This window comes from Mesorhizobium sp. M0058, from assembly GCF_040323095.1.
GTDB lineage: Bacteria > Pseudomonadota > Alphaproteobacteria > Rhizobiales > Rhizobiaceae > Mesorhizobium.
On record NZ_JAMYUQ010000007.1, the window covers coordinates 217,977 to 232,774 of the forward strand.

Genomic DNA, 14,798 nt, shown 5'->3' on the forward strand with positions numbered 1-14,798 from the left:
CGATGGATGCGGCGGTGGTGGAGCGCTCTTCCCTTCTCCCACAAGGGGAGAAGGAAAGAGGTGCTATTTCCCCGGCCGCCCCGTCTTGCCCGGCCGGCGCTTTTCGCGGCGGGCGTCGCCTGGGTCTTCGTAGGAGCCGATGCCGGCGCGCTGGCGAACGAATGGTTTTGGGGAATCGTCGCGTTCCTTCGCGCCCCCCTCTGCCCTGCCGGGCATCTCCCCCACTCGGGGGGAGATTGGCTGGGGCTTGGCCGGCACTTTCCCTTCGACCGGCTTTTCCGTGCGCCGCACGGTCATCTCGTCGAGCGAATTCTTCTTGAACAGTGGCTTGGTGGCGCCGCCCGGAATGCCGAAGTCGGAGCCGTGCGCTTCCTGCGCCGACTGTTTCTTGAACAGCGAGCGCGACACCGCGCCTGACGGTGTCGGCATGTCGGTACCAGGCCCCATATCGTCGATCGACGGCTTGGCAAACAGCGGTTTCTTCACCGGCACGGCGCCGTCGGCGCCCATTTCGTCGAGCGCCGGCTTGCGGAAGAGGTTGGACCGGGCAGCCCTGGCCGCCTCTTCGGCGGCACGTGCCTCATCGAACTTGCGGAACCGCTCCTGTTCCTCAGCCGTACGGTGCTTGGCCACGCCCTTGTTGTGCTTGCCCTTCTCGCGGCCCGAAACCGGGCTTTCCATGTCGGCATATTTGGCCAGCGGGTCTTCCGCGATCGACAGTTCCATTTCGCGCAGCCGCTTGATCTCGTCACGGATGCGGGCGGCCTTCTCGAAGTCGAGATTGGCGGCGGCGTCGCGCATCTGCTTTTCCATGGCGTCGAGATGAGCCTTGAGATTGTTGCCCATCATCGCACCGGCGCCGTCGGTGAACTGCGAGATATCGGCGCGGACATGGTCCTTCTCGTAGACCGAGTCCAGAATGTCGGAGATGCGCGACTTCACCGATTCCGGGGTGATGCCGTTGGCCGCGTTCCATTCCATCTGCTTTTCGCGGCGGCGGTTGGTCTCGGCCATCGCCCGCTCCATCGAGCCGGTGACCTGGTCGGCATAGAGGATGACCTTGCCGTCGACGTTGCGGGCGGCGCGACCGATGGTCTGGATCAGCGACGTCTCGGAGCGCAGGAAGCCCTCCTTGTCGGCGTCGAGGATGGCGACGAAACCGCATTCAGGAATGTCGAGGCCTTCGCGCAGCAGGTTGATGCCGACCAGCACGTCGAAAGCGCCGAGGCGGAGATCGCGCAGAATTTCGATGCGCTCCAGCGTGTCGATGTCGGAGTGCATGTAGCGAACGCGCACGCCTTGCTCATGCAAATATTCGGTCAGGTCTTCGGCCATGCGCTTGGTCAAAACGGTGACCAGCGTGCGGTAGCCGGCGGCCGTGGTGTCGCGGATTTCGCCGACGACATCGTCGACCTGGCTTTTCGCCGGGCGGACTTCGACCGGCGGATCGATCAGGCCGGTCGGGCGGATGACCTGCTCGGCGAACACGCCGCCGGCCTGTTCCATCTCCCAGGCGCCGGGTGTCGCAGAAACCGCGACGGAGAGCGGTCGCATGGCGTCCCATTCCTCGAAGCGCAGCGGACGGTTGTCCATGCAGGAGGGCAGGCGAAAACCATACTCCGCCAGCGTCGCCTTGCGCCGAAAGTCGCCACGATACATGCCGCCGATCTGCGGCACGGTGACGTGGCTTTCGTCGATGAAGACCAGCGCATTGTCGGGGATATATTCGAACAAAGTCGGCGGCGGATCGCCCGGCTGGCGTCCCGTGAGATAGCGCGAATAGTTCTCGATGCCGGCGCAGGAGCCGGTGGCTTCCAGCATCTCAAGATCGAAGCGGCAGCGCTGTTCGAGCCGCTGTGCCTCCAGCAGGCGGCCGGCGCGCTCGAGCTCGACCAGCCGGTGCTTGAGCTCCTCCTTGATCGACTTGATCGCCTGGTTGAGCGTTGGACGCGGCGTCACATAGTGCGAGTTGGCGTAGATCTTGACGCTCTTCAGCTCGCCGGTCTTCTGGCCTGTGAGCGGATCGAATTCGGTGATCGCCTCGATCTCGTCGCCGAACATCGAGATGCGCCAGGCGCGGTCTTCAAGGTGAGCCGGGAAGATTTCGATCGTGTCGCCGCGCACGCGGAACGAGCCGCGCACGAAATTGATGTCCTGGCGCTTGTACTGCTGGGCGACGAGATCCGCGAGCAGAGCCCGCTGGTCGTGCCGGTCGCCGATCTGCATCTGGAAGGTCATCGCCGTGTAGGTCTCGACCGAGCCGATACCGTAGATGCAGGACACCGAGGCGACGATGATGACGTCGTCGCGCTCGAGCAGCGAACGCGTCGCCGAATGGCGCATGCGGTCGATCTGCTCGTTGATCGAGGATTCCTTCTCGATGAAAGTGTCGGTGCGCGGAACGTAGGCTTCCGGTTGGTAGTAGTCGTAATAGGAGACGAAATACTCCACCGCATTGTCTGGGAAGAATTTCTTGAACTCGGAATAGAGCTGCGCGGCCAGCGTTTTGTTGGGCGCCAGGATCAAGGCAGGGCGCTGCGTCTGCTCGATCACCTTGGCCATGGTGAAGGTTTTGCCGGAGCCGGTGACGCCGAGCAGTACCTGGGTGCGGTCATTGTTATCGACGCCCTCGACAAGATCCTTGATGGCGGTCGGCTGGTCGCCGGCCGGCTCGAAATCCGACACCATCTTGATAGCGATGCCGCCTTCGGATTTTTCCGGGCGGGCAGGGCGGTGCGGCGTCCACAGCACGCCGTCCTTGTGCAGCGGGTTGCCGGATTCGATCAGCGCCGACAGCGCCGCGACCGTCGCGGTGACGCTGCCCGAGGCCATCGTCTCGGCGTCTTCCAGCGAGATGTCGAGACCGGCGACCGGGTTGAGGCCGGCGGCGGTGCGCTCGCGCGCCGTTGCCGCGCCACCCATCGAGGTCCCGCGCGAACTGCGGCCGGGCGCAGCGGACCGCTCCGGGATCTTCTTCGCGGACCTTGGTGATTTGCCATCGCCCTTACCGGTGAGACGGCCTTCCTTCTCGGCCTCCTGCTCGATCTGCTCGGCCCAGTCGGCAATCGAGCCGCTCAGCGGCGTGCCGGTGAAGTCAGCCTGCGGCGCCTCGGCGAAGCCACCCTTGTGCAAGGGCTCCGAAGCATCGAGGAAATCGGTCAACGGGCTGCGCCGCTTGGGCAGCGAAGCGCTGTTGTCACCCGCCGGAGACGGTGTCTTTTTCTCGGGAAGTTTGGCCATGCCCCAAATATGGGCAGAGTCCGCCAAAATGGAAAGAGTGCAGTGGCAAGGGACACTAAGCGGGTCGAAGCTCCTGACACAAGGGTGTCAGGAGCTGTGTCACGCAAAGCCGGGCCACCTGCTCAATTGAACCACAGCGCGAAGGTCAAAAACCCACCGCCACCGAACTGACGCTGGATCTGGTCGAACTCGCCGCTGGTCACGATCTCACCGCTCTCGAGGTAGGGCGCGATGGCCGGGCCGGTAATCGACAGCACGAGGTCGAAAGGCTTCGGTTCCTCGAAGAAACGCTTCATGTTGATGCCCTGGCCGGTGCTGGCCGTGATGCGGAAATGCGGCAGCAGCTTGCGGCCTTCCAAAAGGTCTTCGGCCATGGTCAGAGTGGCGAGCCAGGCCTCGACCTGCTCCTCGCCGACTTCGAGCCCGGTGAGCGGGTTCTCGCCCTTCTGCTGCGGTCCCGGCAGCCATTCGCGGTCATTGTCGGTCTCGGCGCGGATCGCCTTCCAGTCCTGGCGCGACAGCCGGATCATTTCGAGCAGATGGCGGCGCGCCGCTTGACGTCGCTCGGGCTCGACCACCGGCCAGTTGACGAGGTGAACCATGGAGATGAAATCCGCGATGCGCCATTCCGATGAGAAGATGCTGCTGCCCATGTCCCCGGCGGGAGGCACCAGAACGTCCTGCAGCGGCAGTTTGGCGTGCGGGAACAGCATGTGGAACGAGCCGTCGAACATGGTCCTGAAATCATGCGCCAGCCAGAAATCGGCCTGCGCCATCAGGAATTCGGCATAGCCCTGCAGCCAGAAACCGTCGGCCCGGTCGAAGCGGAATGTGAGCGAGGGAGCGGCGCCGTCCGACGAGATACCGCCGCGCGACAGCGAGGCCATGATCGCGGCCATGCTTTCATCCGGCGCGATGGCACCGTCTTCGTTGAGATCGATGCCGGCATGGGTGAGGTCGACGACCATGCCGATATCGGCATCGGCGGGTACCGAGCCCAGAGTGGCCGCGGATGTCTCCAGCCGGTCGCGGAAGGCGACCAGAATGGCGCGGAACTGCTCATAGGTCAGCGGTTCGGGATTGGGATTGTCCGGAATCGGCAGCCGCATCAGCGGCAGCATGAAGGATTGCGGGCTTTCGAACCCGTGGCGGTGCAGACCGCCGGCGAGGATTTCCAGCGCGGTGAAGAATTCGCCGGCGCCGGCGGCATAGGCTGACGCCGGATCGCCTTTCGCTGCAGACTCAAGCGTTGTGAGCGCACGGTTGCGCTCGGTCACCGTTTTGGCCTCGAACAAAGCGGTCGCTGCTTCGGGCGCGGCGGCGCGGGCCGAAGATAGCGGCATCAACAGGAGGAAGGCGGACGCCAGCAGGCCTGCAAAACGTGTCATCTCATCCCTCCACTATGCGATGCGCAGACATTACACGCATTTGGCGCCGTGTCTGCCGGCGGCAGTGTTTCAAGGACTGACGGTCGACACTCCCCGGGCAGACCGTCTACACAAGCTAACCGATTGGGCAAACGATTGGGCGTCGCGTGTCGAACTATCCGCTTTCCTACAAACTGTCATGGCTGCCGCGCTTCCTGAAGCCGTCGCTTGGCGGCGATGTCAGGGATTTTGCGCCGATCGCGGCGACGACACTCATCGATCCACCGCCAGGGCGGAAGGTGCGGCTGGCCTTTGTCGGCGATATTTCGGCGGTGGCCAACCATCGTGCGCCGGAGTGCGATCCGGCGATCGCAAAGCTCTTGGGCTCAGCCGATCTGGTGATCGGCAATTGCGAAAGTCCGGTCGTCGAGCGGCCGAGCGTGGCGTTTGGCACGCGGCTTGGCACTCACCATGCGATGAGCGAGCGGTTTCTTGCCGCGGCGCTTGCCGCCGTAGGCATCGCGCGCGAAAGGCTCGTGCTGTCGCTGGCCAACAACCATGTGCTCGACCAGGGCGTCGCCGGTTTCGACGAGACGGCTGCGGCGCTGAAGCGGCTTGGCATCCGCACCATCGGCACCGCGAAAGAAGGACCGGTCGAGCAGGTCAAGGCCGGGCCGCTGACGATCGGCTTTGCCGCCTTCACACTGTGGCGCAATGGCGACGCCGGGCCATTCACCGAGCTCGTCTCGATGCAGAGCGATCCGGCGGCATGGCCGAGAGGCGCGGCCGACAAGAACATCGATCTCACCTGTGCGGTGCCGCACTGGGACTGGGAGTTCCGGCATTTTCCGCAGCCGCAAACGCAAACGCTGGCGAGGTTGCTGGCCGGTCACGGCGTGGGGCTGATTGCCGGGCACCACGCCCATGTCGTGCAGCCGGTGCAATGGGTCGGCAAGACGCTCGTGGCTTACGGGCTTGGCGACTTCCTCGGCACGGCGCTGGCGCGGCAGCCCTGGCCCGGCCGCATCGCCGGCATTTTCGTCGTCGATGTCAGCGCCGATCTCGGCAAGCGCGGTGCGATCGCCGGCTACCGGATGCATCCCTTCATGCGGCTGCGCGCAGGCGGGCATGAGCGGCTGGTTCCGGTCGAGGCGCTGACTGGCCGGATGAAGGGCAAGGTCGAGGCCAGGCTGAAGGCGATCTTTGGCGACTGACAACTTTCCCGTTATCATAGGTATAATAGGACTTTGCGAGGGGGCGATGGAAGCAGCTGAGTTCATGCCTGATGAAGCGGTGGTCGCCGGCATCAGGAAGAATATCGAGATCTATGAGGCTGGACGGGCTTCGGCCTGCCGCCAGGTGCGCTGGCGGGTGCCGGTGTTTCTGGGGCTGCTGCTGGTTTTTGTCGTGCTGGTGGCCTGGCTGTTCAACAAGGTCGCCGACGTGAACGAGCAATGGTTCTCGACGCCGCATGTGTTCCTCTATGCCGGCGGTTTCTTCGCGGCGCTGCTGCTGTACTTCCTGGCGATCAGGCCGGCGACGCGGCTGCAGCAATCGTTCCGTGACACGCTGCTGCCGATCATCTTCGGCTTCATCAGGGATGTGCGCTATCAGCACAGCGTGACGCCAAATTCCTTCGACCGGCTGCCGCGCGCCGTGGTCGGCGCCTTCAACCGGCAGAGCTTCGACGACATCGTGTCAGGCCGCTACGAGGATTTTCCGTTCGAGCTCTACGAGGCGGAGTTGCGCCAAGGTTCGGGCAAGGGCTCGTCTACGGTCTTCAAGGGCGTCATCGTTGCGTTCGAGACGATCGCGCCGTTCCCCGGCATATTGGTCGCGACGCGCCGCAGCAACGCGGTGGTCGGTTTCTTCCGCGGCATCTTCGCCGGCAAGATGCAGGAACTGTCCAGCGGCGATCCGCTGCTCGACGGCGACTACGAATTTCGCACCGACAATGTCGCCGCCGCCCAGCCGTTGGTGAGCGGCCGGCTGGCGCAGGCGCTGAAATGGCTGCACGAGACATGGCGCGATGATCCGGCGCGGGTGGCGCTTAATGGCAGCGATGGTTTCCTGCTCTTGCCGCAGCCGAAGAATTTCTTCGAACTGCCCGCCATTTCCGTGCCGCTCGATTACACCAAGCACATCGCGCCGATGATCGCCGATATGGGCGCGATCCTGGCGACCGCGGCGCTGGTGCGCAAGACCGGCGCGACGGATGGCGAGGCCTAAAGCGCCGCGCGTCGAAACGAATTCATGCGACGCGCTTCAGGTCTTGTTTTCATGCATTCGTTGCCCCAAAACGGCGGTCCTGTTTGGGCGCATGCATTAGCCAGGCTGCCGCGCGTCAGCAGGCGAAGCCGTAGTTCTGGCGGTAATATTCGACGTCTTCTTGCGCCATCGTCTTGAACATCACGCAGACGGTGAAGCTCCCGACCTGGCGACCGTTTCTGGTGTAGCCCCAGTCGGAAATATCGTCCCGCTTGAATTCGAGTTCCTGGCCGGCCACGACATTGTGCACCGCTTGCGGTTCATTGGCCAATGTTCCTGCAAATCCGGTCGCGGTCTTGTGGAAGGGGATGATCCAGAAATGCTCCGAGGCGTCTCCGTCCCTGACCTCGACTTTCAACTTGTAGCTGGTTGTCCCGGCTGGCGGCGCATCCGACAAGGACAGGAATTCATCGAGGCTGGCGCGCGCCTGCGCAATGGCCGCCGCCATGTCCGGATCGTCCCTGGCGACGCCTACAACCTTGTCGCCGCCCTGGCCGGAATCCTGCGCACCGGCCGGAACCGGCCCCAACGCCAGCATCAGGGACAGCATGGTTCGAACTGCATGCTTCATGAAATGGCGCTCCTGCGTGTCGATGCCTGACACCATCATGCATTTATCTGGAGTTTTCAACGGCAGTGCGACAGCGTGGTATGGTCCGGCGGCAGCCCGCTCACAACCCGCTCGGCACCAGCCCTGCCAGCCAGTTCGCGGACCGCTTGGCCATGCCGACCGTTGTCGACGCGACGCGGCCGAGATCTGTCTTGACCACGGCGTAGCCGTTCCTGGTGCGGTAGAGCACGCCTGTTCCGCCATCGACCACTTGCTCGTAGGCGACGGGCCGTACCGCTGCTGCCTCCATGGCCGTCGTCGGGGAGCCGACGGGAACGCTCGGCCGATGGCTCAGTTCCGGCGGCAACGGGGTTTGGACATTCCGGCTGGCCGGCTTCAGTTCCGGGCGGGATGCGGCCGCCGCCAGTTGCGAAGAAGACGCCGACCCCTTGCTGCGGCAGATGCCAGAGACCAGCGGATAGTCGAAGTTCTTCTGGTGCAGCATCTGGCTTTTCATCGCCGCTTCGCAGTCGGCGATAGTCGCCCACTTCGCCGGCGTCTCGCCGATATATTCGCAAAGCTTGGCGTCGCAGTCACAGCCGACAATGGTCATGGCGACAAGGGCGGTCTTGAGCACGGTCTTGTCCTTCGGATTGCCCCCCGGCAGCCAGTCCTTCCATCGCGCGCGAACAAGGCGGGATTTTGGCCGCGATCACGCGATGAGCCGGGGGATGCGTTTTTCGGGTACGGCTCACTATAGGTGGATTTCTAGACACCCGGTAGCAGATAGGGCGGGGGCGTGATGCATTTGCAGGAAGAAGCCTGAATAAATCTTGTCGGCTATGGCCGCGACAACTGTTTCTTGGCCCGGTTTTCTACTACGATACTACGGGGCGATACAACAATATAGGAGGGGTTTGTCATGGGAAGAATTGTCCGGTCCGCTGAGCCTGTGCCGAAAAGGGATTCAACGCTCGAGGGCATTCCAGGCGATGCTCCGCTCGGCGTCGACGATGACAAGCAAGAAGATCAAGGATCGAAAGGCGGCGACGGCTATCTCGACCGGGTTGCGAAGTACGTGCCTGCCGAAGTCGTGGCATTTTTCATCTTCGTCAACTCCATCCTGGTCAATGCCACTGAGCAGCCGGTTGCCAAGGCGTTGACCGATGCGGTGGCGGAAGAGACCAAAGGCAATCCGGGGGACATTCCGGGTAAGGTGCAGGCAGCCATCTATAAGATTGAAATGGCCGGTATCAGCGTCTGGACCATTTCATGGATCATGTTGATCGTCGCGCTGGCGATGACGCCGGTGTATCTGAAATCGGTCAGCGATTCAGCCGACAATGCGGAGGCTCCGGGAGCCAACATCGTCATGTCGATGCTCGCCTTCCCATTCTGGGCCTATGCCGTCAACGCGCTGGCCCTCAGGCCATGGCATGACGGTGCGCTGGCCAGCATCATGCTCGCCACCTTCACGCTCATCAGCGGCGCCATACGGCCGGAATATATAAACGCTGGCCTCAATTTGATCCCGGGCATCGGCCCGAAGAAGTAGCTTGGCCCGCCGGGCAGGCCGCGGTGCAGGGCGCGTCTTCAGTCGGAGAGGTGTTCCAGCCTGGCGCCTGCTTCGAACAGCGCCGACAGCACGATGTGCAGTCTTGCGCACGGCGACGATCAGCCGGTGCGACGGGTGGCCGGATCGATCGGAACCGGTTGGCTGAACGGCGTGCGGGAGCCTTTGGGCGGAGCGAAGTCCGCCGCCGAAACACGGTGAGCATGATCGCGTCGTTGCCACCGATCTCGACGAAGGACACGCCTCTGTCGATCAGGCGCGGGATCATGTCGGTGAATTGCTGACCGCGCCTGGTGATGAAGTGGTTCCGTCAGCGCCGAAATCGCGTTCCAGCAAAGTATCGGCTTCTTCACGCGTCGCTTCGCCGACCGGACCTTGGCCCAAAAGACAGTCGGCGCCGGGATTTCTCCCAGCGCCTCCCTGTCAGATCAGGACACGGTCGCGGCAGCAACTTCCGCAAAGTCGTCGCGCCATGCCGGCCTTGATTTTGACGGTCCTGCCAGTCACCGCCCGAGGGCAGTGCCCGTTCCAGACCACGCCGTTCTCCACCCTTGCGAGCTTCGTTCGGCGCGCCATCGAAGGTTTTCGCCGTCCTTCATGGCAGCATCGGTCCGCCGTTGGCGTTCGCACGCTTTCCGCGGCCCCGTAGGTCTCGGCATCCGTCCCTCGAACAAGCAAGCCTGCTCTCGCTTCGGGCCGTACGGGCCTCAGGAAATCCGCCTTTTCGCTTTGCCTTTCGGCGTGGCGATCGGTAGCCGCCTGAGATGGTTAAACTTACGCCGGGTAAGGGTTTTGGGGAATGGGCGTGAGCCTGTGGATAACGGGATTATCGGGGATCGTTTGCCACAAAGCTCGGAATTTCGACTCCAGCTGCATTAGACAGCCCGCCGGCTTTTTGGCGCCTGATCGGCTGTGCCCCTTGCTCCGCCGGCTGGCGCGGGCTTCAATGCAGGCAAAGCATCGAGCCTATCGGCTCGGTGCGGGGAGGGTGCGCATTGAAAGTCGGGGTGGTGCTCAATCCGATTGCCGGCGGCGGCCGGCTGAAACGGCATTGGCCGGAGGTCGCCGCATCGCTGAAAAAGCATTTCGGCGAATTCGAGCTGCGCGAGACGCAGGCCGAGGGCGACGCCGAAAGGCTGGCGCTCGACCTCGCGGCAAGCGGCTTCGAGCTGGTGATCGCGGCCGGCGGCGACGGCACCGCCAGCGAGGTGGCCGACGGATTGCTGCAGGCTTTCGATGAGAGCGGCCGGACAACCGAACTTGGCTTGCTGCCTTGCGGCACCGGCATCGATTTCGCGCGCGGACTTGGCCTGCCGAAAGAGGTGGATGCGGCGTTGAAGCGGATCGCCGAAGCCAAGGCGCGCAAGGTCGATGCCGGGCGCATCTGCTACATCGACGACCATGGCGCGCTGGCCAGCCGGCACTTCATCAATATCGCCAGCCTCGGCCTGTCCGGCGCCACGGACCGTGCGGTCAATGCCGACAAGCGCAAGGGCAGGATGTCGGCCAAGGCGCTGTTTTTCTGGCGCACCGTGGTCGAGTTCATCCGCTACCGCTTCCAGGACGTCAGGATCACCGTCGACGATGGCACCCCGGTCGAGGCGCGCATGGCGCTGGTGGCGGTCGCCAACGGAAAGTTCTTCGGCGGCGGCATGATGATCGCCCCGGACGCCGCACTCGCCGACGGCCAGTTCGACATCGTCATCCTGCGCGCGGCCGGCAAGCTGAAGCTGATCTGGGATATTCGGCTGCTCTATGGCGGCCGGCACCGCAACCATCCGGCCATCACCATATTGCGTGGCCGGAAAGTGGTGGTCGAACCTATCGGCGATGTCGAGAAGAACGGCGCGCTGGTCGACATAGATGGCGAGTCGCCGGGGCGTATACCCGCGACGTTTGAGATCCTGCCCGGAGCGCTGACGCTGAGATATTGAATCAAGCCGTTGAGGGATTGATTCAGGTGGTTTGAGCGGCGATTCCGGCGAACCGGCCAAGGGCCTGAAATCGCAGGACATATTTACCCGGCTTAGCTTTCCAGCTTGGCTGGGAAACCGGGCGCGCGCAGATCCATGTCGACGGCATCCTCGAGCAGTTTGACGATCTGGGTCGACCAGGCGCCGCCGCCATATTCCTGTTTGCCCATCAGGAAAATCTCACTCACAAGCGGCGCCAATTGGAGTGGCAGTCTGAACTCCCTGCCCATCGCAAGCGCAAAGCCGAGGTCCTTCAGTGCCAGGTCCATGGTGAAGCCAATGTCGTAGGAGCCGTTGAGGATGAGCTGGCTTTCGGTCTCATGGACGAAGCTGTTGCCGGAAGAGGCGACGATGGCGTGGTAGGTTTGCGCGAGGTCGAGGCCGCCTTGCTTGGCCAACATCAGCGCCTCGCCGGCGGCGACGAGATGGATGAAGGCCAGCATGTTGGTGATCACCTTGATCACCGCCGCCGAGCCGACCGGACCCATCAGGAACGACTTTGCGCACATCGCTTCGATGGCCGGACGATGGCGCTCGTAAAGCGCAGCATCGCCGCCGACAAGCGCGGTGATCTTTCCGACCGCGGCCAGATGCACGCCGCCGGTGACCGGGCACTCCAGCGTCTCGATGCCTTTGGCCGCGGCGAGGGCGGCTAGGCGCAGGATCTCGTCGCGGCCGTTGGTCGACATCTCGATCCAGGAGCCGCCCCTGGGCAGACCCTCGAGCAGGCCGCCGGCATTCGCCAGCACCGCTTCGCTGACCTTGGGCGAGGGCAGGCAAGTAATGGCATTGCCGGCCTGTGCCGCCGCTTCGGCCGGGCTGGTCGCGGCCGTGGCGCCGAGCGCCACGAGGCGCTCGACGGCGGCGGGGTCGCGGTCGAAGACGATGACGACAAAACCGTTGCGCAACAGGCTGGCGGCGAGGTTGCCGCCGAGATGGCCAAGGCCGATAAAGGCGTAACGTTCGCTCACGGCATCAGCGGCATTTGCATCATCTGCAAATGCAGGTCCTTGCCGGTGTAGGGATGCGCCTCGCAGACCGCCTCGTTGAGCTCGACGCCGAGGCCGGGCTCCTTCGACGGAATGACATTGCCGTCCTGCCACTCGATCTTCTTCTTCAAGAGCGTGGCGTGGAAACCGTCCCACTGCTTCAGCGATTCCAGGATGAGGAAATTGGGCAGCGTCACCGCCAGCTGGATGTTGGCGGCGCCGACGATCGGCCCGCAATAGCAGTGCGGCGCGATCTGGATGTGGTATGCCTCGGCCATGGCGGCGATCTTCTTGGTTTCGAGAATGCCGCCGGAACGGCCAAGGTCCGGTTGCAGGATGGTGGCGGCGCGGTTCTCGATGATTCGGGCGAATTCGAACTTGGTCGTTAGCCGCTCGCCGGTGGCGATCGGGATCGACGTGCCTCGCGCCACCTGAGCCATCACTTCGGGCATGTCGGGCGGCACCGGCTCTTCGAACCACAAGGGATCGTAGGGCTCGATGGCGCGTGCCATGCGCAGCGCACCCGACGCGGTGAACTGGCCATGCGTGCCGAACAGAATATCGGCGCGGGTGCCGACGGCTTCGCGGATCGCCTTGACCATGCGGGTGGAGACATCGATGTCGATCAGGCGCGGCTGGTGGCCGTCGAAGGCGGTGTAAGGACCGGCCGGGTCAAGCTTGACGGCGTTGAACCCCTGCTCGACATATTCGAGCGCGCAGGCCGCCGCCAGTTCAGGGTCGTTATAGACGTTCCTGCCGTCCGGCGCGTCTTCCGAATGGACGCTGCCGGTATGCGGATAGAGATAGGTGTAGGAGCGCAGCGTCTCGTGCACCTGGCCGCCGAGCAGTTTGTAGACCGGCTTGTTGGCTTCCTTGCCCACAATGTCCCAGCAGGCCATTTCCAGCGCCGAGAAACAGCCCATGCCGGTAACGTCGGGGCGCTGGGTAAATCCTGAGGAATAGGCGCGGCGGAAGAAGGTCTCGATGTCATGCGGATCGTGGCCGATCAGGTAACGCTCGGCCATGTCCTCGACCAGCTTCGCTGTTATGTGAGCCGAGAAGGTGGCGTTGTAGGCCTCGCCGTAACCGACGACGCCGCCATCGGTGGTCAGCTTGACGAAGATGAAATACTTGCCGCCGATGCCGGGCGGCGGGTTGCCGACTACCCAGGTCTTGACGTCGGTGATCTTCATTTTTGGTCCTCCAGAACCAGTTCGGCGCCCTTCCATCCGGTCATGACCGAGGCGGCGTTGGTGTTGCCGGTGATGTTGGCGGGAAAGATCGAGGCGTCGATGACACGCAGACCTGCGAGCCCGTGCACTTTCAGGCGCGGGTCGACGACGGCGGCCCCGGCGCCCGGCCCCATGCGGCACGTCGAGACCGGGTGATAGACGGTGCCTGAGCGCTTCCTGAAATCCTGGATCAGATCGGCATCCGATTGGATCGATGGGCCCGGCAAAACCTCCTCAGTGATGATCTCGGCCATGGCGGGCATCGAGGCTATCTTGCGCACGAATTTCACCGCCGCCAGCATCTCGTCGACATCGGCGTTGGTGGAATAGGCGTTGGCGACGATCCTGGGATAGTCCAGCGGATTGCTGGAGCGGATCATGATCTCGCCGCGGCTGGACGGGCGGCAGTTGGAGAGGCCGATGGAAAAGCCCGGCCACGGATCTGGCGTCAGGATCGGCCGCTCGCCGCTCTTCGGAATGACGGTCGAGAAAGCCTGGAAATAAAGCTGCATGTTGGGGCGCGAAAACGCCGGGTCGGTTCGGAAGAAGCCGCCGCCATGGTTCATCGACAGCGACAGCGGGCCGGAGCGGGTGAGGATGTACTGCATGCCGACCAGCAGCTTGCCCCACCAGGGCCGCAGGATTTGGTTAAGCGTCGGCACGTTTCCCTTGAAGGTATAGTTGATGCCGACATGGTCCTGCAGATGCGCGCCGACATTTTCGTTGGCGTGGACGACCGGGATGCCAAGCCCCTTGAGCAGTGACGAGGGGCCGACGCCGGACAGTTGCAAGAGCTGCGGCGAGTTGATCGAGCCGGCGGACAGGATGACTTCGCGGCCGGCCCGCGCCGTCTTGGTCTCGCCGTTCTGCAGATATTCGATGCCGACGGCTCGCTTGCCCTCGAACAGGATTCTGGTCGCCAGCGCATTGGCTTCGACGCGCACATTCGCGCGCTTCATCGCCGGGCGCAGGAAGGCGCGCGCGGCCGACATGCGGCGGCCATTCCTGGTCGAGATCTGGTAGACGCCGACGCCTTCCTGGGCGGCGCCGTTGAAGTCAGGGTTGAGCGGCAGCCCAGCCTGCTGGCCGGCTGCGAGGTAGCGCCTGGTCAGCGGATGGACGGCGTTCGTCGTGTCGGTGATATGCAGCGGCCCGCCGGTGCCGCGCCATCTGTCGGCGCCGGCCTCATTGTCCTCAAGCGCCTTGAAGCCCGGCAACAGATCGTCATAGCCCCAACCGGGATTTCCGGCATCGCGCCAGTCGTCAAAGTCCTCGCGCGCGCCACGGATCCAGACCATGGCGTTGATCGAGCTGGAGCCGCCAAGCAGCTTGCCGCGCGGCCAATGGTCGACATTGCCGGCAAGGCCGGGGTCCGGCACGGGCTTGTAGTTCCAGTTGACCGCCGGATCGAAGAAGGTCTTGCCGTAGCCGAGCGGCATCTGGACATAGAAGCGACGGTCGGTGCCGCCAGCTTCCAGCACCAGCACGGAGTAACGGCCGGAAGCCGACAGCCTGTCGGCGAGAACCGAGCCGGCTGAGCCGGAGCCGACGATGATGAAGTCATAGGTCTGCATGATTGGTGTTGGCGGCTCCGCAAAACTGGCTG

General features: G+C 63.7%; 11 protein-coding genes. 4 read left to right on the forward strand and 7 right to left on the reverse strand.

From position 1 onward, the window contains the following. Positions 1–63 precede the first annotated feature (63 nt). Together uvrB and NKJ75_RS14135 are read right to left on the reverse strand one after the other, a co-directional pair. A complete protein-coding gene (uvrB, locus tag NKJ75_RS14130) occupies positions 64–3,240 on the reverse strand; it encodes an excinuclease ABC subunit UvrB (protein ID WP_352499836.1) in 3,177 nt (1,058 codons plus the stop codon). A gap of 122 nt (positions 3,241–3,362) precedes the next feature. Then, positions 3,363–4,628, reverse strand: coding sequence for a hypothetical protein (locus NKJ75_RS14135; protein ID WP_023744308.1), 1,266 nt, complete (start codon positions 4,626–4,628; stop codon positions 3,363–3,365). Between the two features lie 146 nt (positions 4,629–4,774). Here NKJ75_RS14135 and NKJ75_RS14140 point away from each other — a divergent pair, with 146 nt between their 5' ends. Beyond that, the gene (locus tag NKJ75_RS14140) at positions 4,775–5,821 is read left to right on the forward strand and encodes a CapA family protein (protein WP_023744309.1); all 1,047 of its coding nucleotides are present in this window, start codon (positions 4,775–4,777) and stop codon (positions 5,819–5,821) included. Positions 5,822–5,867: 46 nt separating this feature from the next. Next, positions 5,868–6,836: a DUF3137 domain-containing protein gene (locus NKJ75_RS14145; protein WP_023744310.1), complete on the forward strand. Its 969-nt coding sequence runs from the start codon at positions 5,868–5,870 to the stop codon at positions 6,834–6,836. Between the two features lie 115 nt (positions 6,837–6,951). Here NKJ75_RS14145 and NKJ75_RS14150 read toward each other — a convergent pair whose 3' ends face one another. Together NKJ75_RS14150 and NKJ75_RS14155 are read right to left on the reverse strand one after the other, a co-directional pair. Then, complete coding sequence (locus tag NKJ75_RS14150) at positions 6,952–7,446, reverse strand: YegJ family protein (protein ID WP_023744311.1); 495 nt, start codon at positions 7,444–7,446, stop codon at positions 6,952–6,954. A gap of 100 nt (positions 7,447–7,546) precedes the next feature. Beyond that, positions 7,547–8,062 carry a hypothetical protein gene (locus NKJ75_RS14155; protein WP_023744312.1) on the reverse strand — a complete coding sequence of 172 codons (516 nt, stop codon included), beginning with the start codon at positions 8,060–8,062 and terminating at the stop codon, positions 7,547–7,549. Between the two features lie 285 nt (positions 8,063–8,347). Between NKJ75_RS14155 and NKJ75_RS14160 the strand changes: the two genes are divergently transcribed. Further along, positions 8,348–8,980, forward strand: a complete 633-nt coding sequence (locus tag NKJ75_RS14160; RefSeq protein ID WP_155923215.1) for a hypothetical protein — start codon at positions 8,348–8,350, stop codon at positions 8,978–8,980. Positions 8,981–9,993: 1,013 nt separating this feature from the next. Continuing rightward, the gene (locus tag NKJ75_RS14165; RefSeq protein ID WP_023737831.1) at positions 9,994–10,932 is read left to right on the forward strand and encodes a diacylglycerol/lipid kinase family protein; all 939 of its coding nucleotides are present in this window, start codon (positions 9,994–9,996) and stop codon (positions 10,930–10,932) included. Positions 10,933–11,024: 92 nt separating this feature from the next. Here the strand turns inward: NKJ75_RS14165 and NKJ75_RS14170 are convergent, their stop codons facing one another. From NKJ75_RS14170 to NKJ75_RS14180, 3 genes are read right to left on the reverse strand one after another with little or no spacing between them, the layout of a single operon-like run. Next, positions 11,025–11,942 (reverse strand): NAD(P)-dependent oxidoreductase, encoded by a 918-nt coding sequence (locus tag NKJ75_RS14170; RefSeq protein WP_352499837.1) that lies wholly within the window; start codon positions 11,940–11,942, stop codon positions 11,025–11,027. Next, positions 11,939–13,153 (reverse strand): mandelate racemase/muconate lactonizing enzyme family protein, encoded by a 1,215-nt coding sequence (locus NKJ75_RS14175; protein ID WP_352499838.1) that lies wholly within the window; start codon positions 13,151–13,153, stop codon positions 11,939–11,941. Before NKJ75_RS14175 ends, NKJ75_RS14170 begins: the two co-directional genes overlap by 4 nt. Then, positions 13,150–14,766 (reverse strand): GMC family oxidoreductase, encoded by a 1,617-nt coding sequence (locus NKJ75_RS14180; RefSeq protein WP_352499839.1) that lies wholly within the window; start codon positions 14,764–14,766, stop codon positions 13,150–13,152. The genes NKJ75_RS14175 and NKJ75_RS14180 overlap by 4 nt, the downstream gene beginning before the upstream one ends. Positions 14,767–14,798: the final 32 nt, after the last annotated feature.

Coding starts and splice junctions, on each gene's coding strand:
- NKJ75_RS14145 (WP_023744310.1), top strand. CDS start 5,868: ATGGAAGCAGCTGAGTTCATGCCTGATGAAGCGGTGGTCGCCGGCATC.
- uvrB (WP_352499836.1), bottom strand. CDS start 3,240: ATGGCCAAACTTCCCGAGAAAAAGACACCGTCTCCGGCGGGTGACAAC.
- NKJ75_RS14135 (WP_023744308.1), bottom strand. CDS start 4,628: ATGACACGTTTTGCAGGCCTGCTGGCGTCCGCCTTCCTCCTGTTGATG.
- NKJ75_RS14160 (WP_155923215.1), top strand. CDS start 8,348: ATGGGAAGAATTGTCCGGTCCGCTGAGCCTGTGCCGAAAAGGGATTCA.
- NKJ75_RS14180 (WP_352499839.1), bottom strand. CDS start 14,766: ATGCAGACCTATGACTTCATCATCGTCGGCTCCGGCTCAGCCGGCTCG.
- NKJ75_RS14150 (WP_023744311.1), bottom strand. CDS start 7,446: ATGAAGCATGCAGTTCGAACCATGCTGTCCCTGATGCTGGCGTTGGGG.
- NKJ75_RS14175 (WP_352499838.1), bottom strand. CDS start 13,153: ATGAAGATCACCGACGTCAAGACCTGGGTAGTCGGCAACCCGCCGCCC.